Raw genomic sequence first — 23706 nt, 5'->3', positions numbered from 1 at the left:
ATGGGCTTTTTTAGGTCTGCGATAGTTGACACTTCAGCGCAATGATTCGGCTCAATGCATGCTCTGCGCTGTCGCTCTCTCTACCACTGGTGTTGGATGCCTTTGTCCAACTTTGCCTTCCAGCAGTTGCTGCTTTTTCATTAACTTACGCTGCTTTTTAAGCACTTTTTCCAGCTTTTTGTGGAATTTGCGCTGCTTTTTAAGGCTGGCTTTGGGAAGCAGGCTGACCACACCACTTTCATGAGCAGGAAGTGCCACCACAGTCGCTACGGGCGCCGGAAGACTCATGGCTTGCGGTTTACACAAGCTTTTTTTATCCACCGCCACACGCGCGCAAACCCGACACAAAAACTGCGGCTCAGCGACCAGACGCTCAATTTCACTTAGGGAAGTCGCAATCTCATGACGACTGAGTTTGCATAGACGTTTAGCCACAACCACTCCAGCTAAAATACGAATTATTCTCAGACGCAGATATTACGTCCTTCATCCAAAAACACAAGTCAGATTGTGGCGTGCGCTCACTTCGAGAGTAAAGCAGCTTGATTGGTCAGTACGCTATTCGCCACTCATCGCAGCAATCACGTAGACATCAAACCGGTTTTTCTTAGTTTCAATCGCCATACTCGGTTTGCGATTATCCAACCACGGCGCGTAATCAGGCCTCTTAACCACAACCCGTTTTTGCGCCAGTTGCAGCGCAGGTTGAAGCAGAGTATCGGCATCATTATCTGCCCCCACCAGAGACTGAAACACGCGCATCTCCTTTTTAACCAGGGCAGTTTGTTTCTTATTTTCAGGGTGTGGATACATGGGGTCGAGGTAAACGACATCCGGCGCAACAAAACTCGCTTCGGCGACCAATTGCTGCAGTGCATCATGACTTGATGCGTGCAGCAGACTGATGCGCTCACTGACCCAAGCACCGATTTCATCATCTTGTTTGGCGCGCTGTAAACCATCTTCCAATAAGGCGGCAACCACAGGATGTCGCTCCACCATCTGCACACGGCAGCCTAACGAAGCTAATACAAAAGCATCGCGGCCTAGACCTGCCGTTACATCTAAAACCACTGGCGTGACGCCTTTATTTAGCCCAGCCGCTTTGGCGATCGATTGCCCTTTGCCACCACCAAATTTGCGGCGGTGTGCGACCGCACCTTCCACCCAATCAACGTAAATTCCGCCCAGTTTAGGTTCATCTAATTTGCGTAGCTCAAGGCGCTCTTCGCTGAGTACCAAAGCAAATGGGCTATCATCACTGGCTTGCAGTTGCCAACGCGCAGCAATCTGCTCCAACTCTTGCGCACGTTGAGGCGCTTGGCAAATCAGTTGAATCAACAAGGGAACTCCGAAAACCGAGATAAAACGGCGCTCAGTGTAGCGGATTTTATCGGCAAACCCTACGCTTTCTCTTTGAGTTGCTCGGCAACCCAATCGGCGATCGGTTGTGGGCGGCTGAATAGATAGCCTTGCGCGTAATCCACACCAATCTGCTGCAAAGCCTCAAGTATCTGCTGGTTTTCAACAAACTCCGCCACGGTGCTTTTGCCCATCTGCTTGGTCAATTCATGGATAGAGCGGACCATCAAGCGATCCATCTCATTTTTGTCCATATCACACACAAAAATACCATCAATTTTGACGATATCGACCGGCAGTTTCTGCAGATAACCGAACGAGGAGAGCCCCGAGCCAAAATCATCCAGAGCCAACACGCAACCTAAGCTTTTGAGCTGAGATAACACCTTGATCGCCTGGTTGAGATTGCGCATCGCAGCCGTTTCGGTGATTTCAAAACAGACTTTACTGCAGGGAATGCGGCTATAGCGCAATCTTTCAAGCAAAAAGGCCACAAAATCTGGATTACCTATCGAGTTACCCGATAGGTTAATCGAAACGCGACCCAGTTTATCTAACACCTGCGGACGTGCTTCTAGCCAGTTAAAGGTCTGCTCAACAATTTTCCGATCCAGACGGTGCGCCAAGTTATAGCGCTCAGAGGCGGGAACGAAAATACCCGGTGAAACGTACTCCCCTGCAGCGTTTTTAATTCGCACTAAGACTTCGAAATGAAGCAGCACATCGGGCTGGTTGAGCGGCACAATGCGCTGGGCAAATAACTCAATTCGCTCATTGGCGAGCGCATCGTGCACTAGATTCACCGACTCCATTTCCAATTGGCGCCGGCGCAAATCTTCATCATCCTGCCGGTAGAGGTTAAAGCGATTGCGTCCTTCCTCTTTGGCGGCATGGCACGCCGTATCAGCTTGTGCATGCACCATTTGTGGTGATGTCGCAGTATGGTCAATCATACGGATCCCGATCGAACAGGTCAGATTAAAGCGAATATGCTCCCAGACAAACGCCACTTCACTGAGCGCATGGATAATACTTTGCGCCACCAACACTGCATCACGCTCGGTGCAATCACGCAATAATACGGAAAACTCATCGCCGCCCATACGCGCCAAGGTGGCTTTAAAGGGCAACACGTCTTCCAGCATGCTGGCACAAAACTGAATCGCGCCATCCCCTGCATCATGGCCAGCGGTATCGTTGAGCACTTTAAGCTGATCGAGGTCGAGATACAGCATGGCGTGGGTGCGTAATTGGCTTTCGGTTTCTTTCAACGCCTTGGCTAGCTCTAGCTCAAACTGGTTTCGGTTTAAAGTATGGGTCAATAAATCATAGCGAGCTTGATACGCCAGTTGGTCGGCAAGCTGGCGGGTTTCGGTAATGTCTTCCCCAACGATTAACAGCGTGCCCATTTCGACCAACGGACGAATGTTCTCCCGTACCCACACCGTTTCACCGGAGTGATGGCGATAACACACCTCTCGCCGCCAAACAGAAGAAGCATGACGGCTCGGTAGCAGTAGCATCTGCCTTGGTGTCAGTACCTCTTCATCTTGATAAAAATCGCGGATATGGTGCCCAAGCATGACATCGGCGGGATAACCCAGCAGCTGTTCAGCAAAATGATTCACTTGTTGAATGTGGTTACGCTCATCCAAGGTTAGCATCATCACTGGCTGCTGATCGTAATAATGGCGAAGGCTGGCTTCACGCTGAAAGAGTTTATCTTCGGTAATTTTCCGCCAAGTAATGTCTTGTGCTTCAAGCAGAATTTGTGACTCTTCGCGAGTCGGTAGCGGCTTAAACTGACACTCCAGCACAATGGCCCCAAGTTCTGGATGCCAAATTTCGGCGTTAAACTGGCGAGTTTGCGGCACTGACTCAGAGAAATAGTTCTGAATGTGTTCGACCGCCGAATCTTCCCAACCTTTGTGCTGCCAGATCGGTCTTAGCAAACTTTCACCATGTCGATACAGCAGGCCCTGTAACTTGCCATTGCAGGAAATAATCCGACCTTCTAAGTCAAAGATACCGATGTAGTGTGTGCTTTGATCAAAGATCGACTCCAGTAATTTTTGATTGGTGCGTAAGCGTTGAATATAGTGGTACTGGCGCACTGTTAGGATGCTTAAAACCACGATGGCGACAAGCGCCACAATCCACAACATGGCGTTTGCTGCAAGCTCGCTGTCCCATGGCACGCGACTCGTTCCTAGATTGTCTAACGGTTGGCTCGATACGCTTGGTTCTTGCGCGGCTAGGTTGGCCGTCCAAAAGCAGCCCAACCCAAAAGCAAGAGGTAGCGCATATTTGTTGTACCAGTGTCGCAATCGGCTCAAGTCAGACTCCAAGGTTAAACAATCGTTTTAATGGTGGTAAAGTAAGCACACTTTAATTTCATGTCGGCATGACTGTCAGGAAAGACAATGCAAACCACCACCAAACTCGATGAATTGGATCGCGCCATCCTGAAAATTCTAATGGACGATGCTCGCACGCCTTACGCAGAAATGGCCAAACAGTTTAATGTTAGTCCAGCTACGATTCACGTGCGAATAGAGAAGATGAAAGCGGCCGATATTATCCAAGGCACCGAAGTGGTCGTAAATACCAAAAAGCTCGGCTATGACGTCTGTTGTTTTATTGGGATTAATTTGAATGCCGCGCGTGATTACCATTCAGCGCTCGCCAAACTGAATGCACTGGATGAAGTGGTTGAAGCTTATTACACCACAGGGGCTTATAACATTTTCGTCAAGCTGATGTGCCGCTCGATTGAAGAACTGCAGCATGTATTGATCGACAAACTGCAAGCCATCGATGAAGTGCAATCCACCGAAACGCTGATTTCCCTGCAAAACCCGATCAGCCGTAACGTTAATCCTTAACGGTATAACGGATCACTGAGTATCACTAAGTTTTGTCATTGACTTATCGTGGTACACGGACAAGGTGATATAGGGAACGAGCGTTCGATTAGCGTTTTTGTAAGTAATTCAGAAGCTCTTCCGCAGAGATGCCCTGCTTAGCGAGTTCTTTAGCCATGGTTTCGACTTGCTCGCCCTTGCGTGACTCGATCACTTGCTGGAACTGGTAAACCAGATCGCGTAGTACTGTCAGTGGCACTTGCTTGGCTGCACTGCGAATGCGCTCACTGCTTTGATTACCTAATTCATTAAGCAATTTGCCATACATCACCTTTTCTGGAGATTCATCAAGTTGTTCCAGAATGCGAGCCATTTCATAGGTGGTTAGAGACATGGTGTTTTGGATTCCAAACGGTTAGTCAATATCGAAGAGGCAAACAATATACACAGGATACACGCTGAGTAAAATAGCCTCAGCGTGAATTTATCTTGTTCTATCAACACTCAGAGACACTGGCGTGCCAACGAAAACCAAGCGGTGAGAATAAAATGAGTAACGCAGGTGCCGCTAACCACATGGTCAAACCGATCAGTAGTTGCGGCTCTGGCATAATGCGTTGCAGCGTACCGACCAATAACCCTGAACCACTCATCTGGAATAGTCCGAGCAATGCCGCCGCCGTACCGGCTTTATCACCAAACGGAGCTAACGCTTTACCAGCGGCTGCGCCCAGTATCCATGCAAAACCAATCGATGATAAAAACACTGGCAACATGAACGCCAGTGCGCTTGCCTGATTACGCAGCACCAGCATTAGACTGCCAGCGATCATTAACGTCGTAATGCCAATGATCAAAGACCAACGAGTGCCCAATTTATCCATCACTTTGGGGGCCGTCATGCAGGCAATGATATTGATCACCGCATTAACGCCAAACCAGAAGGTGAATTCATTCATACTGAGCTGTAAACGCTCCATGAGAATCACGGGTGCAGAGGTCACGTAAGCGAGAATCACCGCCATCGCCAGCAGACACAGCGATGCGTGGAAGATGAAGGTCGGCGCTTTTAATACGGCGGCATAACGAGAAAGCTTAAAGACGGCAGGTCGACTGTCCATGTACGGATTACTCTCCTGCAGACGCAAAGCCATGGCTAGCCCTACCAGCAGCGCAAATCCGGTCATAAAGCTGAAGTTTGCTCGCCAACCGAATTGCTGAGTTAACCAACTGCCCAGAATCGGCGCGAGTGCCGGAATAAAACAGATCGCTCCATTGAGGTAACTGATCATCTTACCGCTGCGTTGCGGCCCAAATAAATCGCGAACTGTTGCAAAAGCTGCTACGGAGGTCGCACACGCTCCTAAGCCTTGTAGCAACCGAGCCATCAACATCCATTCAATACTTTGAGCACTCCACGCCAATAAAGCGCTCAAGGCATAAATGCTAATGCCCCCTAATGCAACAGTTCGTCGACCATACTTATCTGCTAATGGGCCAGCAAATAACTGCCCGACGCCCATAGCAAACAAAAACCAGGTAATCGTGTCTTGTGCTAAAGCGTGTTCCACGTGAAACGCTTGTGCTATTTGAGGCAATGCCGGTAGATAAATATCGATCGCCAATGGGCTAAATAGAACGAGTAGAGTCAGTAGCACCATTTGCTGCTTACTGACCTGAGATGGCATTGCTTGTTTCACTTCACACTCCGACTGAATTTTAAAGGTCGGTGCATGATACGTGGCTCAAGATATGCTAAACAGTGGTATATCGTCATTGCTGTTATTCTATTTTGGAAAAACTCATGCAAATTGAAAAATTGGCCCGTATCGATCTCAATCTACTGGTCTGTTTAAAAGTATTGATTGAAGAGTTAAGTGTCACGCGCGCGGCTGCACGTTTATGTCTGAGCCAATCGGCCGTGAGTAAATCCTTAGCCAAGTTACGCGAGCAGTTTGACGACCCGTTGTTTGTTCGCACTTCTTATGGACTGAACGCGACCCCGAAAGCACTCTTCTTAAAACCTAAACTGGATGTGTTGGTGAATCAGCTTGAGCTACTCACTCAGCCTGCACATTTCTCCCCCCAATCCAGCGAATATCGCTTTCAGATCGCGGCGGTCGAAAGTGTTTATCCATTGATCATGCCCTACTTTTTACCGACGATTTTTCGCCACGGCCCTCATCTGAGCATCAGCACCCATGCATGGACTGAACAAACCTTCCGTAAATTGCAAGTTGGCGAACTGGATTTCGGTCTGACTGGTAAAGACATTGATATCAATGATGCGAAGTTGACCTTATTACCCCCTGCTGACATTTGTGAACAAGAGATCTACCGCGATAATCAGCGCTGCGTGGTGCGCCGCGGCCACCCGGCACTTCAGTATGATTGGAATTTATCCAGCTATCTCAACCTACGTCATGTACAAGTGCGCTGTGATGGAAATGATCGCTGGCTGCTGGATTATCGATTAGCCGATCTCGGCTATGAGCGCGACATTGCGATTACCGTACCAGACTTCAATAGCGCAGCCAGCTTGTGCACCTATACAGACTTTATTTTCACCGCACCGAGCCACTTTACCCACTGGGTCGCCAAGCAGATGGATCTGATTGAATTACCTTTACCGCTGGAGTTTCCACCTATGGCATACACACTATTTTGGCATCGTGAACGAGAGAATGACCCTGCGCTGCGCTGGTTAAGAGAGTTGATACAAACCAATACGCTTCATTTACGCTGAGTTGATAGTCGGATATTTGCGCAGCGTACACAAAAAGAGTAGCTTATTCGCTCTCGTCCACTTGCTGTATGTGGTTCGTATAATCCATACACAAGAGATAACAAGGACTGTTTAGAAAAAGGATCACTTCAGATGTCAAACCTACACTCTCAACGCCTCGCGGATTTTCGCCACTGGCTACACACCGAACAACTTGATGCCTTCATTGTTCCTCATGAAGATGAATATCTTGGGGAATACGTTCCTGAGCATAATGAGCGCTTACACTGGTTAACTGGGTTTACAGGTTCCGCAGGAGCCGCCATCGTTACCGTCTCCGGCGCAGCGATTTTTGTTGATGGCCGCTATACCGTTCAAGTCCGCAAACAAGTGTCTAGTGAGCTATTCGAATATTGCCACTTGATCGAACAACCTTATTTAAACTGGCTCGTCACTCAACTGCCCGCAGGAGCGAAAGTGGGTTACGATCCTCGCATGCACCGCGGTAGCTGGCTAACACAGGCACAAAAACAGCTCGCAGGAAAAATTAACCTTCGTGCAGTCAGCAGTAACCCGATTGATTTGCTCTGGCAGGAACGCCCTGCTCCCGCAGCCTCTGAAATGCGCTTAATGCCTCTTGATCGTGTTGGACAAAGCAGCCTTGAAAAGCGTCAATCGATCGCCAGCACTCTGCGCGACAAAAACGCCGATTGTGTCGTGTTGACCGAACTAGATTCTATCGCATGGCTACTCAATATCCGCGGTTTAGATGTATCTCGCTTACCCGTGTTGCTTTCTCACGCCATTGTCCATAACGACAGCAGTGTGGATTTCTTTTTCGATCCGGCGCGCTTGGCAACCGATTTTGATGCCCATGTAGCAGGTACGGTTCGCGTGCATCATCCGGCTAAGCTTGAAGCTCAACTGCATCAACTCTCTGGTCGCCGCGTCATGCTCGATTCTGCGACCAGCAATGCATGGTTCACACTCACCTTACAAAATGCGGGCGCTGAACTGCTCAACGAAGCGGATCCATGCCTCCTGCCGAAAGCGGCAAAAAATAACACGGAAATTGCAGGCATGCGTGCCTGTCATATTCGCGATGGTGCGGCTATGGTGCAATTTCTCGCTTGGCTGGACAATGAAGTGGCTAATGGTCGCCTGCATAATGAGGCCGAGCTGGCGGATCGACTGGAAGCCTTCCGTCGCCAAGACCCAACTTTGGTTGACTTGAGTTTTGATACGATTTCAGCAGCTGGTACAAACGCCGCTATGTGCCACTACAACCACCAAAATCAGCCTGAGCCGGGTCAGCTTTCAATGGACAGCCTGTATTTAGTCGATTCTGGTGGCCAGTACCTTGATGGCACCACAGACATTACTCGTACGGTGGCCATTGGTCAGGTCAGCACCGAGATGAAGCAACAATTCACCTTAGTACTCAAAGGTCACATTGCTTTGGCTCGCGCTCGCTTCCCCAAAGGTACCACAGGTTCACAACTTGATGTTTTGGCCAGACAGCACTTATGGGCACAAGGTTACGACTACGATCATGGCACAGGCCATGGTGTCGGCCATTTCTTGAGTGTACATGAAGGGCCACAGCGTATCGCGAAGGTTCACAATAGTGTGGCTTTGCGCCCCGGAATGGTGCTTTCCAATGAGCCGGGTTATTACCGTGCCGATGCGTTTGGCATTCGAATCGAGAACTTAGAACTGGTCACCGAGTTTGCAACTCAGGGCGATTTCTCTGTACTTGGTTTTGAATCATTGACTCGTTGCCCTATCGATAAACGTGCGATTGAGGTGAACTTGCTGACTAAACCGGAACTCGATTGGCTTAATCAGTATCATCAAAAAGTGTGGGATGAAGTGAGTCCGCTTATCAAAGAGGATCACGTCCGTGAGTGGTTGCAACAAGCCACCTCACCCTTGAGTCATGTATAACCTGGCTGGTTATCCGCATAGAATAGAAAAGAAAACCGTCGTATTAAAGTGTCCAATAAATGGGGTTCACTTCAGTATATGGCGGTTTTCTTTTTGTTGTTGCTATTTTTTGTCGCTATCGTAGATGGGATTTAGCCTCGAGAAATCGCAGTTTTACTCCAAGTCTCAACTCAGAAAAGGCTCTATTCAAATCTCAAATACAGCTTTTCAAAAATAAAAGCTTTGGGTTTCACGTGAAACACTAATTTGAGTAAAACATTAGCCTGAATAGGCTCGATGCCAGTCATGCCATACCACTTGTAAACCTTGATCCATTAACGCGCTACTCACCTCTGCGGCAGAACGCTCATCACTTACCGCAAACTGCTCTAACTCAACCTTAGGGTCTGAATACCCTCCCGGCTGAGTTTTAGACGCTGCCGACATTGAGGTAATCCCGAGCTTAGCCACTTGATCACGAAATGTCGGTGATTCGCGGGTAGACAAAGAAAGCTCAACCTCGCTATTGAACAGACGAAATGCACAAATCAACTGCACAAGTTGTCGATCCGTCATCACTGATTTCGGCTGTAAAGCGCCCTCACACGGACGTAAACGCGGAAAAGAAATCGAGTAGCGCGTCTTCCAATATTGTCGCTCAAGATAATTCAGATGCGCCGCAACAAAAAAACTGTCAGTTCGCCAGTCCTCTAGCCCAATCAGCGCACCAATACCAATTTTATCGATGCCCGCTCTAGCCAACCTATCGGGGGTTTCGAGTCGATACCAAAAATCGGTTTTATTGCCTCGCAAATGATGCTGCGCATAAGTCGACGGATGATAGGTTTCTTGGTAAACCATCACCGCATCCAACCCGAGCCCAATTAACTCGGCATACTCTTCTTGCAGCAACGGCTGAACTTCCATCGCAACATAATGAAAAGCTTGCTTGATGATAGGCAGTGCCCGACGTAAGTATTCGATACCCACTTTGGTTTCGTGCTCCCCAGTCACCAGCAAAACACTATCAAAACCCATTCTTTTAATCGCCGCGATCTCTCGTTCAATCTCCACTTCATTCAGTGTTTTACGCTTGATTCGGTTATCCATTGAAAAGCCGCAATAGGTACAGGAATTCGAGCAAAGATTAGAGAGATAGAGCGGAATGTACATCGACATGGTATTGCCAAAACGTTGGCGAGTGACCTGATAAGCCATTTGCGCCATTGTTTCCAGATAAGGCTCTGCGGCAGGTGAAATCAGCGCTTTGAAATCGTCTAACGTCCGTTTAGGTGAAGATAAAGCGCGTTCAACATCCCGCGCTCTCTTACCATAAATCGATAGCCGGCAGTCATCCCAGTTTAATTGTTGGAAATGGGTAATGAAGCTCATGATAAAAAATCCAAAAATCCAGTTAATGGACTTGATGCCGTCGCCATTTTTACTCGTGATGGCAAGCCCGACTCATAAGCCATTCGCCCAGCTTCGACCGCTAACTTAAACGCTTTCGCCATAGCAATGGGGTCTTGCGCCGCGGCAATAGCGGTATTCACTAACACGGCATCGGCGCCAAGCTCCATCGCTTGCGCAGCATCGGATGGCGACCCAATCCCAGCATCGACAATGACCGGCACCTTGGCTTGGTCAATGATGATTTCAAGAAAGGTTTTCGACGCTAAGCCTTGATTGCTGCCAATCGGTGAACCGAGCGGCATAACCGCAGCGCAGCCAACCCCTTCCAATCTTTTGCACAAGACAGGGTCAGCATGGCAATACGGCAAAACAATAAAACCTTGCTTCACCAATTGTTCAGCCGCAAGCAGAGTTTCGATGGGATCGGGCATTAGATATTTGGGATCAGGATGAATCTCCAACTTAAGCCAGTTCGTGGCTAAGGCTTCTCGGGCTAGCTCGGCGGCATACACCGCATCAGCAGCATTTTTGGCTCCAGATGTGTTAGGTAAGAGATTCATCTGCATACTGAGTAGCGGCGCAAGAATGTCATCGTCGCGCTGAGCCAAATCAATCCGCTTTAACGCCATGGTCACCAACTCTGAACCTGAAGCGGCCAATGCTGCAGCCATGACATGGCGATTAGAGAATTTTCCAGTCCCAGTAAACAGTCTGGATTGAAACGTTTTATTTGCAATCTTGAGCATCTGATTTAGCCTCCTGCTATCGCTTGGAAAAGGGAAATCTCATCCCCTGAATTAAGCTTGGTGTGTTGCCATTCACTTCTTGGGACAACCTGCCCATTGAGACTGAAGACGCAACCTTGGCTAGGCAGACTGAGCTGCGCATGTAAATGGAATAATGAGCTAGAGATATAGGTCTGGATGGCTTGCTGATTCAAGTAGATAGTCATTAGCACGGTTGCGGCTCCTTCTGTTGTACAGGTGACGATGCGCTGCAAACTGGGCAAACCTTATCTTGATGAAGCTGTAGGCTCTGCCAGTTCATAGACTTACCGTCAAAGCGCAGTAATTGGTTAGCAGGAAATTGGGCGCTCCCCACCAGAGCATGCAGTGCGATTAAGGCTTGTCCGTTACCAATCATACCGACAACAGGACCAACAACGCCTCGGTCACTGCAGCCTTGGCGCTCTGCCATATCCGGTACGATACACTGATAACAAGGTGCAGATTGACGATAGTCAAACGCCATTAGATGCCCTTCCCACCCAATGACGGCACCGCTGACGAGTGGCCGTCGCGCTGCATAACAGGCTCGATTAATTGCGTGGCGGGTTGGAAGGTTATCACTACAATCCAACACCAAATCCACTTGGTTGATTTCTAAGTTCAGGATCAGCTCATCGACTTCCCGAGCAATCACCCGCACTCGTACTTCTGAATTGAGTTCGCGTAAGTGCCGAGCAAGAAGCTCGGCTTTATTGTGACCAATTTGTGTCTCGTGATAGCAAATCTGACGGTGTAAGTTGTGTAACTCCAGCCTATCACCATCCGCGATAATCACTTGCCCAACACCTGCACCAACCAAATAAGGGGCAACCACATTACCGAGTCCCCCGCAGCCAACTATCAACACCCGTGAATTAAGCAGTTTTTGCTGCCCTTCCTCTCCGAGCTCAGCAAGGCTGATCTGTCTTTGATAGCGGAGAAACTGTTTATCTGTGAGCATCCGCTACCTCCATAGCCAAGCAACTGAGTGGCTCGCATGACTCGCTGGCTGGCATCAACTTGTACTCCGCATCTACAAAATCTGCAAAAGCAGAACTCAACGCTTGTACTGCAAGGCTAGGATCCGGTGACTCGGTAATCGCTCGCACCACTGCAACCGCCGTGACGCCACAATCGAGAACATCGCGAATGTTACTGCAATCAATTCCACCAATCGCCACCGTTGGAATGCCATGTTGTCCTTGGTAAGGCATTTGATTAACCAACCGCTGATAGGCGGCCAATCGCACTAGCCCTTGTGGTTTTGATGGCATCTGTTTAGTGGTCGTGGGAAAAATGTGCCCAAGGGCGATGTAGCTGGGCTGTATTCCTGCGGCTATCAGTAACTCATAATAACCATGCGTCGAAAGCCCCAATCGAATACCTGCATCTAATAGCTCGGTTAAATTCGCACTCGTTAAATCCTCTTGACCCAGGTGCACACCATAAGCCTGATGCTTAATGGCTAATTGCCAATGATCATTTATGAAAACCAGTGCGTTGAATTCACGACCTAACGCGATGGCTCGGATAATCTGCGCTTCCAAATCACACTGCTTAGGATCTTTAATTCGCAGCTGAACCGTTCTAACACCGAGCTTCAGAAGATGCTCAATCCAATTCACATCATCCACTACGGGATAGAGATTAAATTTTGCTTTATCAATCCTTGGAAATGCTCTGGTGGTTGGAAATACTTTGGTAGATAGAGAGCGAATGTTCGATTGCACTGCTGGAAAACGCTCGAATTGCGTTGGCCATGTTTCACGTGAAACGCTATCCCCTTGAGTAATTGCCGCTCTTGCAATGCACAAACCATCTTCAATCGGAAAACCTAAGGCCAACGTAGCCAAAACCCAAGCAAGATGCTGATTTTTCTTACTATTTAATCGATGGTTCTCTGATGGATAAATAATAAGTTGCTCTGCAGCATTCCCATACTGCCACTTATCCAGCGAAAAACCATATTCATCATGAAGACCTACAGTCACCATGCAACGAGCGTTAGACATCGTTGCCTCGGGTAATACTCGGTTTTCAGACACATAGTCTAGATAGTAGTCACAAGGTTCAGAGGTCTCCTCTTGAGAGCACAAACTACTGCCAATTCGCAAAGACTCTTCACTCATCTCTAAAATAAAACGAGCCTCAGAGTCCACATCCAAACGGATGTGCTGAATAGCAAACCCTTGTTCCTTGGCTTGCAACAGTGCATGTTGCACGTGACCGATTAAGGCTGACAGGTGGCGTGGAAAAACCAAACGTACCATGACTTACTCCTCAATCGGCTCTTTCACCAAAGGATGATAGAGTTCAGCGCCTGAAGCTAAAAACTCACGAGACTTATCTTGCATCGCCAACTGTATAGATTCTGCAGGCATCACCAAGTCAATGACGGTGGTGTCAAATGTCTGGTTATTTGCGTAATCCCTGACCTCTTGCGAGATCTTCATCGAGCAGAATTTAGGGCCACACATAGAGCAAAAGTGCGCAACTTTTCCTGATTCATGCGGTAGCGTCTCATCATGGAAAGCGCGCGCTGTGACGGGATCAAGCGCAAGATTGAACTGGTCTTCCCAACGAAACTCAAAACGTGCTTTTGATAATGCATTATCACGAATTTGTGCTCTCGGATGTCCTTTCGCCAAATCAGCAGCATGAGCCGCTAACTTATAAGTAATCAATCCTGTTTTGACATCTTCTTTGTTTGGTAGCCCCAAATGTTCCTTAGGTGTGACATAGCAGAGCATGGCGCAGCCAAACCAACCAATCATGGCCGCACCGATACCGGAGGTAATGTGATCATAACCCGGAGCAATATCGGTCGTTAATGGACCAAGGGTGTAGAATGGCGCCTCATGACAATGCTTAAGCTGCTCATCCATATTGGCTTTAATTAAGTGCATAGGTACATGCCCCGGCCCTTCAATCATGACTTGCACATCATATTCCCAAGCTATTTTGGTTAGCTCACCAAGGGTACGTAACTCAGCAAATTGCGCTTCATCGTTAGCATCAGCAATCGAGCCAGGACGAAGTCCATCCCCTAGAGATAGAGCCACATCATATTGCGCACAAATCTCACAGATTTCACGAAAATGGGTATAAAGGAAATTCTCTTGATGGTGAGAAAGACACCATTTCGCAATAATCGAGCCACCACGAGAAACGATGCCCGTTACGCGCTTGGCTGTCATCGGCACATAACGCAATAACAAGCCCGCATGAATTGTAAAATAGTCCACACCTTGCTCAGCTTGCTCTAGTAAGGTATCTCGCATCACTTCCCATGTGAGGTTTTCCGCTACACCATTCACTTTTTCCAGCGCCTGATACATAGGTACAGTACCAATTGGCACGGGGCTATTACGTAAGATCCACTCGCGGGTCTCATGGATATTTCGCCCTGTCGACAGATCCATAACAGTATCAGCGCCCCAGCGGGTCGCCCAAACTAACTTCTCGACTTCTTCTTCAATAGAAGAGCTAACAGAAGAGTTACCGATATTGGCATTCACCTTGACCAAGAAATTGCGGCCAATAATCATGGGTTCAGATTCAGGATGATTAATATTACATGGGATGATGGCGCGCCCTTCCGCAATCTCACGACGCACAAACTCAGGAGTAATCTGATCAGGCAAATTAGCACCAAAATTCTGCCCAGCATGCTGCTGAAGCAGGCTTGGATCTTGATGAGCAAGACGACGAGAGTTTTCACGGATCGCCACAAACTCCATTTCTGGCGTAATGATTCCCTGCCTTGCGTAATATAACTGAGTGACTCGATGCGGGTTTATCGCTCGGCGAATTCGCGGTAAATGGCCATAACGCAGTTCATCCAGAGTTTCATCCGCTAAGCGTTCGCGGGCGAAATGAGAGCTCATACTAGGCAGGATGTGCGTATCTCGACGCTCTTCAATCCACTCCTCTCTGAGCTTAGGAAGCCCCTGGTAGAGATCAATATCATGTGAAGGGTCCGTATAGACGCCAGATGTGTCATACACACAGATAGGCTCATTGGGCTCAAAGATTGGTGCATCTTTACTGCCACCGACCAAAGTATCGCCGAGAGTAATTTCTCTGACAGGTACCCGAATATCAGGGCGAGAGCCTAATAAGTAAGATTTTTGAGAGTTTGGATAAGGTTCAACAGAAAGGGTATCGATAAAGCGCTTGGCTTCCAGTCTTGCTTGTTTACGGTTCGACATAGCATTTCCTTTTTAATAAGAGGGAGAAATGCTTGACGGAAAGATGCTATGAGAGATGAGTCGACAGGTAGATACGCTATTAATAACAATAGGTCACCTAAGAGAGTCTTCTCTTGTTCCCTTCGCAGGTATTAACCTGATCAGGTTCAACGGATCCCGAATAAACGGTCTCAGCCCAATGGCACTCCGACAAGTGGAAGCATTATAGATAAAGCTTATTCGTTAACCAAGTAAAATGGCTGTTTCATTGATCAACTTTTTATTAACCAGTGGAATCCAATCCAAGCAGCAGAAATACTTAAAATGACATTCAACAGTACATTCGCCCCCATTTTAAAAAAAGCGCCCTGCTGCATTAAAAGCACGTTATCCATAGAAAACGTCGAGAAGGTCGTTAATGCTCCGAGAAAACCAAGGCCAATCACTTGTTTCCATGGGTAAGGGCTTAACCACTCATTTTCAACACAAGCGATCAAAACCCCCATAATCAATGACCCCACCACATTAACGGCCAGTGTTCCAATCGGGAAACCACGCCCAAATAAAGTGATGCATATTTCGGACACTAAGAAACGAGCGCAAGCACCAACCGCGCCGCCTAAAGCAATAAAACCCAATATCGCGAATGACATGCCGATTCCTTTATCTACCAACTAAGAGGGTATTCTAAACAATCATCGGGATAAAGCGCAAAATTTCAACTAAATAATAGATTGAGTAAAAACAATGTGGCGGATTGTGTTAACAATAAGGAGTAAAATAGAAAAGTTACATGCGTCACTTAATCACAAAAACTCTCAAAAAGAGATTAATTAAGTCGTAGATAAAGAAAAACCTCAGCATTTCTGCTGAGGTTCAATATATGGCAGGGGTGGAGAGATTCGAACTCCCAACACGCGGATTTGGAATCCGCTGCTCTGCCAATTGGAGCTACACCCCTGTAGATTTTGAGCTTAAGCTCGAATAAGTGGCGGAGCGGACGGGACTCGAACCCGCGACCCCCGGCGTGACAGGCCGGTATTCTAACCGACTGAACTACCGCTCCGCTGTCTGGTTAGACATTTCGTCTACTTTTTTTGCCTTTAGATTTTTCTTTAACATCTAAAAACAACAAGTTAAAGCCTGGCGATGTTCTACTCTCACATGGGGAGACCCCACACTACCATCGACGCTGTTTCGTTTCACTTCTGAGTTCGGGATGGAGTCAGGTGGGTCCAAAACGCTATGGTCGCCAAGCAAAATTCTTTTTTGATTTCACTTTTTCTTAAAAAGTGATAACCAACAATTCTGGAAAGCTGTCTTCATTCTCTCAACACATTCTTATGCGCTTAGCTTTGAGTCCAATACAAAACCCCTTGGGTGTTGTATGGTTAAGCCTCACGGGCAATTAGTACAGGTTAGCTCAACGCCTCACAACGCTTACACACCCTGCCTATCAACGTTCTAGTCTCGAACAACCCTTTAGGACACTTAAAGTGCCAGGGAAGACTCATCTCAGGGCTCGCTTCGCGCTTAGATGCTTTCAGCGCTTATCAATTCCGAACTTAGCTACCGGGCAATGCGTCTGGCGACACAACCCGAACACCAGAGGTTCGTCCACTCCGGTCCTCTCGTACTAGGAGCAGCCCCCTTCAATCTTCCAACGCCCACGGCAGATAGGGACCGAACTGTCTCACGACGTTCTAAACCCAGCTCGCGTACCACTTTAAATGGCGAACAGCCATACCCTTGGGACCGACTTCAGCCCCAGGATGTGATGAGCCGACATCGAGGTGCCAAACACCGCCGTCGATATGAACTCTTGGGCGGTATCAGCCTGTTATCCCCGGAGTACCTTTTATCCGTTGAGCGATGGCCCTTCCATACAGAACCACCGGATCACTATGACCTGCTTTCGCACCTGCTCGAACCGTCATTCTCGCAGTTAAGCGGGCTTATGCCATTGCACTAACCTCACGATGTCCAACCGTGATTAGCCCACCTTCGTGCTCCTCCGTTACTCTTTGGGAGGAGACCGCCCCAGTCAAACTACCCACCAGGCACTGTCCTCACCCCAGATAATGGGGCTAAGTTAGAACATCAAACATACAAGGGTGGTATTTCAAGGACGGCTCCAACGCAACTAGCGTCACGTCTTCATAGCCTCCCACCTATCCTACACATGTAGGTTCAATGTTCAGTGCCAAGCTGTAGTAAAGGTTCACGGGGTCTTTCCGTCTAGCCGCGGGTACACTGCATCTTCACAGCGATTTCAATTTCACTGAGTCTCGGGTGGAGACAGCGTGGCCATCATTACGCCATTCGTGCAGGTCGGAACTTACCCGACAAGGAATTTCGCTACCTTAGGACCGTTATAGTTACGGCCGCCGTTTACCGGGGCTTCGATCAAGAGCTTCGCTTGCGCTAACCCCATCAATTAACCTTCCGGCACCGGGCAGGCGTCACACCGTATACGTCATCTTGCGATTTTGCACAGTGCTGTGTTTTTAATAAACAGTTGCAGCCACCTGGTATCTGCGACTCTCGTCAGCTCCATCCGCGAGGGACTTCACCATCAAGAGCGTACCTTCTCCCGAAGTTACGGTACCATTTTGCCTAGTTCCTTCACCCGAGTTCTCTCAAGCGCCTTGGTATTCTCTACCCGACCACCTGTGTCGGTTTGGGGTACGATTCCTGACTATCTGAAGCTTAGAGGCTTTTCCTGGAAGCATGGCATCAATGACTTCACTGCCGTAGCAGCTCGACGTCGTGTCTCAGCCTTAGAAAGAGCCGGATTTACCTAACTCTTAAGCCTACGCACTTGAACCAGGACAACCGTCGCCTGGCCCACCTAGCCTTCTCCGTCCCCCCATCGCAATAGTCAGAAGTACGGGAATATTAACCCGTTTCCCATCGATTACGCCTTTCGGCCTCACCTTAGGGGTCGACTCACCCTGCCCCGATTAACGTTGGACAGGAACCCTTGGTCTTCCGGCGAGGAGGTTTTTCACCCCCTTTGTCGTTACTCATGTCAGCATTCGCACTTCTGATACCTCCAGCAGCCCTTACAGACCACCTTCAACGGCTTACAGAACGCTCCCCTACCCAATATCTAAAAGATATTGCCGCAGCTTCGGTGTATTGCTTAGCCCCGTTACATCTTCCGCGCAGGCCGACTCGACTAGTGAGCTATTACGCTTTCTTTAAATGATGGCTGCTTCTAAGCCAACATCCTAGCTGTCTGAGCCTTCCCACATCGTTTCCCACTTAGCAATACTTTGGGACCTTAGCTGGCGGTCTGGGTTGTTTCCCTCTCCACGACGGACGTTAGCACCCGCCGTGTGTCTCCCGGATAGTACTTACTGGTATTCGGAGTTTGCAAAGGGTTGGTAAGTCGGGATGACCCCCTAGCCTTAACAGTGCTCTACCCCCAGTAGTATTCGTCCGAGGCGCTACCTAAATAGCTTTCGGGGAGAACCAGCTATCTCCGAGTTTGATTGGCCTTTCACCCCTAGCCACAAGTCATCCGCTAATTTTTCAACATTAGTCGGTTCGGTCCTCCAGTTGATGTTACTCAACCTTCAACCTGCCCATGGCTAGATCACCCGGTTTCGGGTCTATATCCAGAGACTGAGCGCCCAGTTAAGACTCGCTTTCGCTACGGCTCCCCTATACGGTTAACCTTGCCACTGAATATAAGTCGCTGACCCATTATACAAAAGGTACGCAGTCACACCACGAAGGTGCTCCTACTGCTTGTACGTACACGGTTTCAGGTTCTATTTCACTCCCCTCACAGGGGTTCTTTTCGCCTTTCCCTCACGGTACTGGTTCACTATCGGTCAGTCAGGAGTATTTAGCCTTGGAGGATGGTCCCCCCATATTCAGACAGGATATCACGTGTCCCGCCCTACTCGATTTCACGCTCGATGAAGCGTCGGTTACGGGGCTATCACCCTGTATCGCCAAGCTTTCCAGCTTGTTCACCTACTTCACCGAGTGCTTAAGGGCTAATCCAGGTTCGCTCGCCGCTACTACCGGAATCTCGGTTGATTTCTTCTCCTCGGGGTACTTAGATGTTTCAGTTCCCCCGGTTTGCTCTGTTAACCTATGTATTCAGTTAACAGTAACTGCTTATGCAGTTGGGTTTCCCCATTCGGAAATCGCAGACTCAAACGGCTCTTACTGCCTTATCTGCGCTTATCGCAAGTTAGTACGTCCTTCATCGCCTCTGACTGCCTAGGCATCCACCGTGTACGCTTAGTCACTTAACCATACAACCCGAAGGAGTTTCGGATTGCTGTTTAAACAACCTAAGTTGTCTCGCGTTTAATTTACATGAGTGCGAGACAGATTTTGCCGGACTCAAATTTGAACAAGACCGAAGTCTTATTCGATACCAAGCACACTTGAATGTGTTGTTGGTGTTTATCTTTCGATAAACATTGAGAACTTTACAAACAACAATAAATTGTTGTTTTGTCAGCTTTCCAAATTGTTAAAGAGCAAGATTCCCTTTCTATTTAAAGAAAATATGAACCATTTTTAAACATTCTCAGCGAAAACGCTTAAAGATGGTGGAGCTATGCGGGATCGAACCGCAGACCTCTTGCATGCCATGCAAGCGCTCTCCCAGCTGAGCTATAGCCCCACTTAATGCTCAAATCTAAACCGAATCAATCTGTGTGGACACTCATCACGATAATCATCGTGTAAGGAGGTGATCCAGCGCCAGGTTCCCCTAGCGCTACCTTGTTACGACTTCACCCCAGTCATGAACCACAAAGTGGCAAGCGTCCTCCCGAAGGTTAAACTACCTGCTTCTTTTGCAGCCCACTCCCATGGTGTGACGGGCGGTGTGTACAAGGCCCGGGAACGTATTCACCGCAACATTCTGATTTGCGATTACTAGCGATTCCGACTTCATGGAGTCGAGTTGCAGACTCCAATCCGGACTACGACGTACTTTGTGAGATTCGCTCCACCTCGCGGTATCGCTGCCCTCTGTATACGCCATTGTAGCACGTGTGTAGCCCTACTCGTAAGGGCCATGATGACTTGACGTCGTCCCCACCTTCCTCCGGTTTATCACCGGCAGTCTCCCTGGAGTTCCCACCATTACGTGCTGGCAAACAAGGATAAGGGTTGCGCTCGTTGCGGGACTTAACCCAACATTTCACAACACGAGCTGACGACAGCCATGCAGCACCTGTCTCAGAGCTCCCGAAGGCACTCCAGCGTCTCCGCTAGATTCTCTGGATGTCAAGAGTAGGTAAGGTTCTTCGCGTTGCATCGAATTAAACCACATGCTCCACCGCTTGTGCGGGCCCCCGTCAATTCATTTGAGTTTTAATCTTGCGACCGTACTCCCCAGGCGGTCTACTTAACGCGTTAGCTCCGAAAGCCACGACTCTAGGTCACAACCTCCAAGTAGACATCGTTTACGGCGTGGACTACCAGGGTATCTAATCCTGTTTGCTCCCCACGCTTTCGCATCTGAGTGTCAGTATCTGTCCAGGGGGCCGCCTTCGCCACCGGTATTCCTTCAGATCTCTACGCATTTCACCGCTACACCTGAAATTCTACCCCCCTCTACAGTACTCTAGCTTGTCAGTTTCAAATGCAACTCCTAGGTTGAGCCCAGGGCTTTCACATCTGACTTAACAAACCACCTGCATGCGCTTTACGCCCAGTAATTCCGATTAACGCTTGCACCCTCCGTATTACCGCGGCTGCTGGCACGGAGTTAGCCGGTGCTTCTTCTGTAGGTAACGTCAAATGATTAAGGTATTAACTTAACCACCTTCCTCCCTACTGAAAGTACTTTACAACCCGAAGGCCTTCTTCATACACGCGGCATGGCTGCATCAGGCTTGCGCCCATTGTGCAATATTCCCCACTGCTGCCTCCCGTAGGAGTCTGGACCGTGTCTCAGTTCCAGTGTGGCTGATCATCCTCTCAGACCAGCTAGGGATCGTCGCCTTGGTGAGCCCTTACCTCACCAACTAGCTAATCCCACCTGGGCATATCCGGTAGCGCAAGGCCCGAAGGTCCCCTGCTTTGCTCTTACGAGGTTATGCGGTATTAGCCATCGTTTCCAATGGTTATCCCCCTCTACCGGGCAATTTCCCAGGCATTACTCACCCGTCCGCCGCTCGCCACCCAAGGAACAAGTTCCTCTGTGCTGCCGCTCGACTTGCATGTGTTAGGCCTGCCGCCAGCGTTCAATCTGAGCCATGATCAAACTCTTCAATTAAAAGTTTTGTGAAGCTTTCGCTTCGGCTCAATGAATACTGATTACATTCTTTGCTTAATAAAAAGCGAAGTAATGTTGAATTGACTGTGCTGAATGATTGCTCATTCAAATGGTCACTCAGTTCATTGATAAATCTTTTTTGATTATCATCAACGAGTGCCCACACAGATTGATTGGTTTATATTGTTAAAGAGCGTTCTTCTTAGCGGTCTGCTTCAGAAGAGGCGGCCATTTTAGCGAGATAAACTGTTGTGTCAAACACTTTTTTTCAGTTTATTTTCGTTGGCGATTTCGCCACCTAAAACACCGAGCTGAATCACTGCTAACGCTTACTGCGTCTGCCGTATCAGTGAGGGCGGATTATAGAGAACCTAGTTATATTGGCAAGTACTTTTTAGAAGTTTTTTAAAGTTTTCGAGCACTTGGTGATGTTTTAGGCAGAACAGGCTATTTGTTAATGATTAAGCCATCTACTATACCTAACACTTGCTTATAAAAGGGTGAAATGATGAGTTCAATTCGTAGCTACAAAGGCATTGTGCCCAAGCTTGGTGAAGGGGTTTATGTAGATAGCAGTGCTGTGCTTGTGGGTGATATAGAACTGGGCAACGATGCCAGTATTTGGCCTTTAGTGGCAGCACGGGGCGATGTTAACCACATTCGGATTGGTAAACGCACCAATATTCAAGATGGTTCGGTACTGCATGTCACTCACAAAAATGCCGAAAACCCGAATGGGTATCCGTTATGCATTGGGGATGATGTGACCGTTGGCCATAAGGTTATGCTGCACGGCTGCACCATTCATGATCGAGTTCTCGTCGGCATGGGGTCTATCGTGTTGGATGGTGCGGTGATTGAAAATGATGTCATGATCGGTGCAGGAAGTTTAGTTCCGCCCGGTAAAAGGCTCGAAAGTGGCTTTCTGTACATGGGTAGCCCGGTCAAGCAAGCACGTCCTCTCAATGATAAGGAGCGTGCTTTTCTCGTAAAATCGTCCAGTAATTATGTTCAGAGTAAGAATGACTATCTGAATGACGTTAAAACCGTTCGCGAGTGATCTCAATTTGGCCTAGAGAGTTAAACATTTCGTTTTCAATCGCCTGTTCGGCGAGCTCCTCTAGGTCAAAACGCCACTCACTGAATGCCGTCATCACGTGTTGCGACTCCGCTAAAGCTTCAGCTGAGAACTCTTGAAGAACTTGTCGCGACACAAAACATTCAATTAATGCTCCGTTTTGCTGAGCAAAAAATACAACAGCTTGTTTTGCCTCATCCCAATGCTGTAAATCGGGAAACAGGATGGATTGGTTCATAGCGCACCTTCTAGATTTTTACGCAGTTCACGCAAAATTTGTTTCGTGCCCGGACGTAAACCACGCCATAGCATAAAACTTTCAGCCGCTTGTCCCACTAACATGCCTAAACCATCGATCACTTGCGCGCAGCCATGTTGTCGCGCCCATTGATTAAACACGGTGTAGCCTTTGCCATACATCATGTCATAGCAGACGGAGCGAGATGAAAAGATCACCGGATCAATCGCGGGCAATTCGCCATCGAGACTGGCAGAGGTCGAGTTGATGATCACATCATAACTTTGTTTAAGCTGTTCGAACGCTTGCGCCTTTATCTCACCATAAGCGGCCACAAGCTCCGCCAACTGCTCCGCTTTCGCAAAGGTACGATTAGTGACTGTAATGGAGGCGGGCTGCTGATCTAATAACGGCTTGAGCACGCCACGCGCCGCACCACCGGCACCAATCAACAAAATCGTCGCGCCTTTCAGTAGCACTTGCTGCGCGAGCAAATCTTGCACTAAGCCTTCACCATCGGTGTTGTCTCCGAGTATTTCGCCATCATCCAGCTTTTTTAACGTGTTTACCGCACCGGCTAAACGCGCGCGCTCCGTTAAGCGATCGGCAAAGCGGTACGCCTCCTCTTTAAATGGCACGGTAACATTACAACCTCGTCCACCTTGCGCAAAAAAATGTTTTGCCGCCTCAGTAAACCCATCCACTGGCGCGCACTGTGCGGTATAGATCATGGACTGCTGGGTTTGTCGTGCAAACAGCGTATGAATAAAGGGGGATTTACTGTGATTAATGGGGTTACCAAAAACGGCATACTGATCGATTTGAGAAGCCATATCCTTGCCTAAAAAATCAAAAGGGTCACTTGCGCGACCCTATCACTCAGAACG

At 48.4% G+C, this 23706-nt stretch carries 18 protein-coding genes, 3 tRNA genes, 3 rRNA genes and 1 riboswitch; of the genes, 4 read left to right on the top strand and 20 right to left on the bottom strand.

The window, feature by feature from the left end:
* Nucleotides 1–51: 51 nt before the first annotated feature.
* The 3 genes from R4537_RS05665 to R4537_RS05655 all read right to left on the bottom strand — a co-directional run bounded on the left by R4537_RS05665 (nt 52) and on the right by R4537_RS05655 (nt 3560).
* Entirely contained in the window at nt 52–435 is a 384-nt protein-coding gene (locus R4537_RS05665; RefSeq protein WP_032480446.1) for a hypothetical protein, read from the bottom strand.
* Between the two features lie 123 nt (nt 436–558).
* On the bottom strand, nt 559–1344 hold the full coding sequence (locus R4537_RS05660; RefSeq protein ID WP_071177987.1) for a class I SAM-dependent methyltransferase: 786 nt from the start codon (nt 1342–1344) through the stop codon (nt 559–561).
* Between the two features lie 59 nt (nt 1345–1403).
* Nucleotides 1404–3560 carry a sensor domain-containing protein gene (locus tag R4537_RS05655; protein ID WP_071178045.1) on the bottom strand — a complete coding sequence of 719 codons (2157 nt, stop codon included), beginning with the start codon at nt 3558–3560 and terminating at the stop codon, nt 1404–1406.
* Nucleotides 3561–3785: 225 nt separating this feature from the next.
* Here R4537_RS05655 and asnC point away from each other — a divergent pair, with 225 nt between their 5' ends.
* On the top strand, nt 3786–4247 hold the full coding sequence (gene asnC, locus R4537_RS05650) for a transcriptional regulator AsnC (RefSeq protein ID WP_001195187.1): 462 nt from the start codon (nt 3786–3788) through the stop codon (nt 4245–4247).
* Nucleotides 4248–4335: 88 nt separating this feature from the next.
* Here the strand turns inward: asnC and tsrA are convergent, their stop codons facing one another.
* On the bottom strand, nt 4336–4620 hold the full coding sequence (tsrA, locus tag R4537_RS05645; protein WP_000060371.1) for an H-NS-like global regulator TsrA: 285 nt from the start codon (nt 4618–4620) through the stop codon (nt 4336–4338).
* A 103-nt stretch (nt 4621–4723) separates the two neighbouring features.
* Nucleotides 4724–5914, bottom strand: a complete 1191-nt coding sequence (locus R4537_RS05640; protein ID WP_071178044.1) for a multidrug effflux MFS transporter — start codon at nt 5912–5914, stop codon at nt 4724–4726.
* Between the two features lie 116 nt (nt 5915–6030).
* On the opposite strand from R4537_RS05640, the gene R4537_RS05635 reads away from it, so the two are divergent.
* Together R4537_RS05635 and R4537_RS05630 are read left to right on the top strand one after the other, a co-directional pair.
* On the top strand, nt 6031–6972 hold the full coding sequence (locus R4537_RS05635) for a LysR substrate-binding domain-containing protein (protein ID WP_071177986.1): 942 nt from the start codon (nt 6031–6033) through the stop codon (nt 6970–6972).
* A gap of 132 nt (nt 6973–7104) precedes the next feature.
* Complete coding sequence (locus R4537_RS05630; RefSeq protein WP_071177985.1) at nt 7105–8898, top strand: aminopeptidase P family protein; 1794 nt, start codon at nt 7105–7107, stop codon at nt 8896–8898.
* Nucleotides 8899–9156: 258 nt separating this feature from the next.
* Here the strand turns inward: R4537_RS05630 and thiH are convergent, their stop codons facing one another.
* From thiH to R4537_RS05565, 13 genes are all read right to left on the bottom strand, one after another.
* A complete protein-coding gene (gene thiH, locus R4537_RS05625; RefSeq protein ID WP_071177984.1) occupies nt 9157–10269 on the bottom strand; it encodes a 2-iminoacetate synthase ThiH in 1113 nt (370 codons plus the stop codon).
* Nucleotides 10266–11036 carry a thiazole synthase gene (locus tag R4537_RS05620; protein WP_071177983.1) on the bottom strand — a complete coding sequence of 257 codons (771 nt, stop codon included), beginning with the start codon at nt 11034–11036 and terminating at the stop codon, nt 10266–10268. The genes thiH and R4537_RS05620 overlap by 4 nt, the downstream gene beginning before the upstream one ends.
* Before the next feature lie 5 nt (nt 11037–11041).
* Nucleotides 11042–11242 carry a sulfur carrier protein ThiS gene (gene thiS / locus R4537_RS05615; protein WP_217631768.1) on the bottom strand — a complete coding sequence of 67 codons (201 nt, stop codon included), beginning with the start codon at nt 11240–11242 and terminating at the stop codon, nt 11042–11044.
* Nucleotides 11242–12018, bottom strand: coding sequence for a thiazole biosynthesis adenylyltransferase ThiF (thiF, locus tag R4537_RS05610; RefSeq protein WP_071177981.1), 777 nt, complete (start codon nt 12016–12018; stop codon nt 11242–11244). Before thiF ends, thiS begins: the two co-directional genes overlap by 1 nt.
* Nucleotides 12005–13327, bottom strand: a complete 1323-nt coding sequence (locus tag R4537_RS05605; RefSeq protein WP_071177980.1) for a thiamine phosphate synthase — start codon at nt 13325–13327, stop codon at nt 12005–12007. Before R4537_RS05605 ends, thiF begins: the two co-directional genes overlap by 14 nt.
* 3 nt (nt 13328–13330) lie before the next feature.
* The gene (thiC, locus tag R4537_RS05600; RefSeq protein ID WP_071177979.1) at nt 13331–15268 is read right to left on the bottom strand and encodes a phosphomethylpyrimidine synthase ThiC; all 1938 of its coding nucleotides are present in this window, start codon (nt 15266–15268) and stop codon (nt 13331–13333) included.
* A 100-nt stretch (nt 15269–15368) separates the two neighbouring features.
* Nucleotides 15369–15467, bottom strand: a riboswitch (TPP riboswitch).
* A gap of 52 nt (nt 15468–15519) precedes the next feature.
* Nucleotides 15520–15900 (bottom strand): fluoride efflux transporter CrcB, encoded by a 381-nt coding sequence (gene crcB, locus R4537_RS05595; RefSeq protein WP_071177978.1) that lies wholly within the window; start codon nt 15898–15900, stop codon nt 15520–15522.
* Between the two features lie 231 nt (nt 15901–16131).
* Nucleotides 16132–16208, bottom strand: a tRNA-Trp gene (locus tag R4537_RS05590).
* 28 nt (nt 16209–16236) lie between these two features.
* Nucleotides 16237–16313: transfer RNA gene (locus tag R4537_RS05585), tRNA-Asp, on the bottom strand.
* A 75-nt stretch (nt 16314–16388) separates the two neighbouring features.
* A 5S ribosomal RNA gene (gene rrf / locus R4537_RS05580) occupies nt 16389–16504 on the bottom strand.
* A 130-nt stretch (nt 16505–16634) separates the two neighbouring features.
* Nucleotides 16635–19521 (bottom strand): 23S ribosomal RNA (locus tag R4537_RS05575).
* A gap of 301 nt (nt 19522–19822) precedes the next feature.
* Nucleotides 19823–19898: transfer RNA gene (locus R4537_RS05570), tRNA-Ala, on the bottom strand.
* Between the two features lie 62 nt (nt 19899–19960).
* Nucleotides 19961–21503: ribosomal RNA gene (locus R4537_RS05565) — 16S ribosomal RNA — on the bottom strand.
* The 16S, 23S and 5S rRNA genes sit together here with 3 tRNA genes alongside, the layout of an rRNA operon.
* A gap of 508 nt (nt 21504–22011) precedes the next feature.
* Here R4537_RS05565 and R4537_RS05560 point away from each other — a divergent pair.
* Nucleotides 22012–22563: a gamma carbonic anhydrase family protein gene (locus R4537_RS05560; protein ID WP_071178312.1), complete on the top strand. Its 552-nt coding sequence runs from the start codon at nt 22012–22014 to the stop codon at nt 22561–22563.
* On the opposite strand, the gene R4537_RS05555 is transcribed toward R4537_RS05560, so the two are convergent.
* Together R4537_RS05555 and aroE are read right to left on the bottom strand one after the other, a co-directional pair.
* Entirely contained in the window at nt 22544–22819 is a 276-nt protein-coding gene (locus R4537_RS05555) for a DUF1488 family protein (RefSeq protein ID WP_071178311.1), read from the bottom strand. The two genes, R4537_RS05560 and R4537_RS05555, sit on opposite strands and share 20 nt — an antisense overlap.
* Nucleotides 22816–23652: a shikimate dehydrogenase gene (gene aroE / locus R4537_RS05550; protein ID WP_071178310.1), complete on the bottom strand. Its 837-nt coding sequence runs from the start codon at nt 23650–23652 to the stop codon at nt 22816–22818. Before aroE ends, R4537_RS05555 begins: the two co-directional genes overlap by 4 nt.
* Nucleotides 23653–23706: the final 54 nt, after the last annotated feature.

It is taken from the genome of Vibrio paracholerae (assembly GCF_037672085.1).
Lineage (GTDB): Bacteria > Pseudomonadota > Gammaproteobacteria > Enterobacterales > Vibrionaceae > Vibrio > Vibrio cholerae.
The sequence above is the reverse complement of the archived record's forward strand: the minus strand, read 5'-3'. Positions and strand labels throughout refer to the sequence as shown.

Coding starts and splice junctions, on each gene's coding strand:
- asnC (WP_001195187.1), top strand. CDS start 3,786: ATGCAAACCACCACCAAACTCGATGAATTGGATCGCGCCATCCTGAAA.
- tsrA (WP_000060371.1), bottom strand. CDS start 4,620: ATGTCTCTAACCACCTATGAAATGGCTCGCATTCTGGAACAACTTGAT.
- R4537_RS05640 (WP_071178044.1), bottom strand. CDS start 5,914: ATGCCATCTCAGGTCAGTAAGCAGCAAATGGTGCTACTGACTCTACTC.
- R4537_RS05635 (WP_071177986.1), top strand. CDS start 6,031: ATGCAAATTGAAAAATTGGCCCGTATCGATCTCAATCTACTGGTCTGT.
- R4537_RS05630 (WP_071177985.1), top strand. CDS start 7,105: ATGTCAAACCTACACTCTCAACGCCTCGCGGATTTTCGCCACTGGCTA.
- thiH (WP_071177984.1), bottom strand. CDS start 10,269: ATGAGCTTCATTACCCATTTCCAACAATTAAACTGGGATGACTGCCGG.
- R4537_RS05620 (WP_071177983.1), bottom strand. CDS start 11,036: ATGCTCAAGATTGCAAATAAAACGTTTCAATCCAGACTGTTTACTGGG.
- thiS (WP_217631768.1), bottom strand. CDS start 11,242: ATGACTATCTACTTGAATCAGCAAGCCATCCAGACCTATATCTCTAGC.
- thiF (WP_071177981.1), bottom strand. CDS start 12,018: ATGCTCACAGATAAACAGTTTCTCCGCTATCAAAGACAGATCAGCCTT.
- R4537_RS05605 (WP_071177980.1), bottom strand. CDS start 13,327: ATGGTACGTTTGGTTTTTCCACGCCACCTGTCAGCCTTAATCGGTCAC.
- thiC (WP_071177979.1), bottom strand. CDS start 15,268: ATGTCGAACCGTAAACAAGCAAGACTGGAAGCCAAGCGCTTTATCGAT.
- crcB (WP_071177978.1), bottom strand. CDS start 15,900: ATGTCATTCGCGATATTGGGTTTTATTGCTTTAGGCGGCGCGGTTGGT.
- R4537_RS05560 (WP_071178312.1), top strand. CDS start 22,012: ATGAGTTCAATTCGTAGCTACAAAGGCATTGTGCCCAAGCTTGGTGAA.
- R4537_RS05555 (WP_071178311.1), bottom strand. CDS start 22,819: ATGAACCAATCCATCCTGTTTCCCGATTTACAGCATTGGGATGAGGCA.
- aroE (WP_071178310.1), bottom strand. CDS start 23,652: ATGGCTTCTCAAATCGATCAGTATGCCGTTTTTGGTAACCCCATTAAT.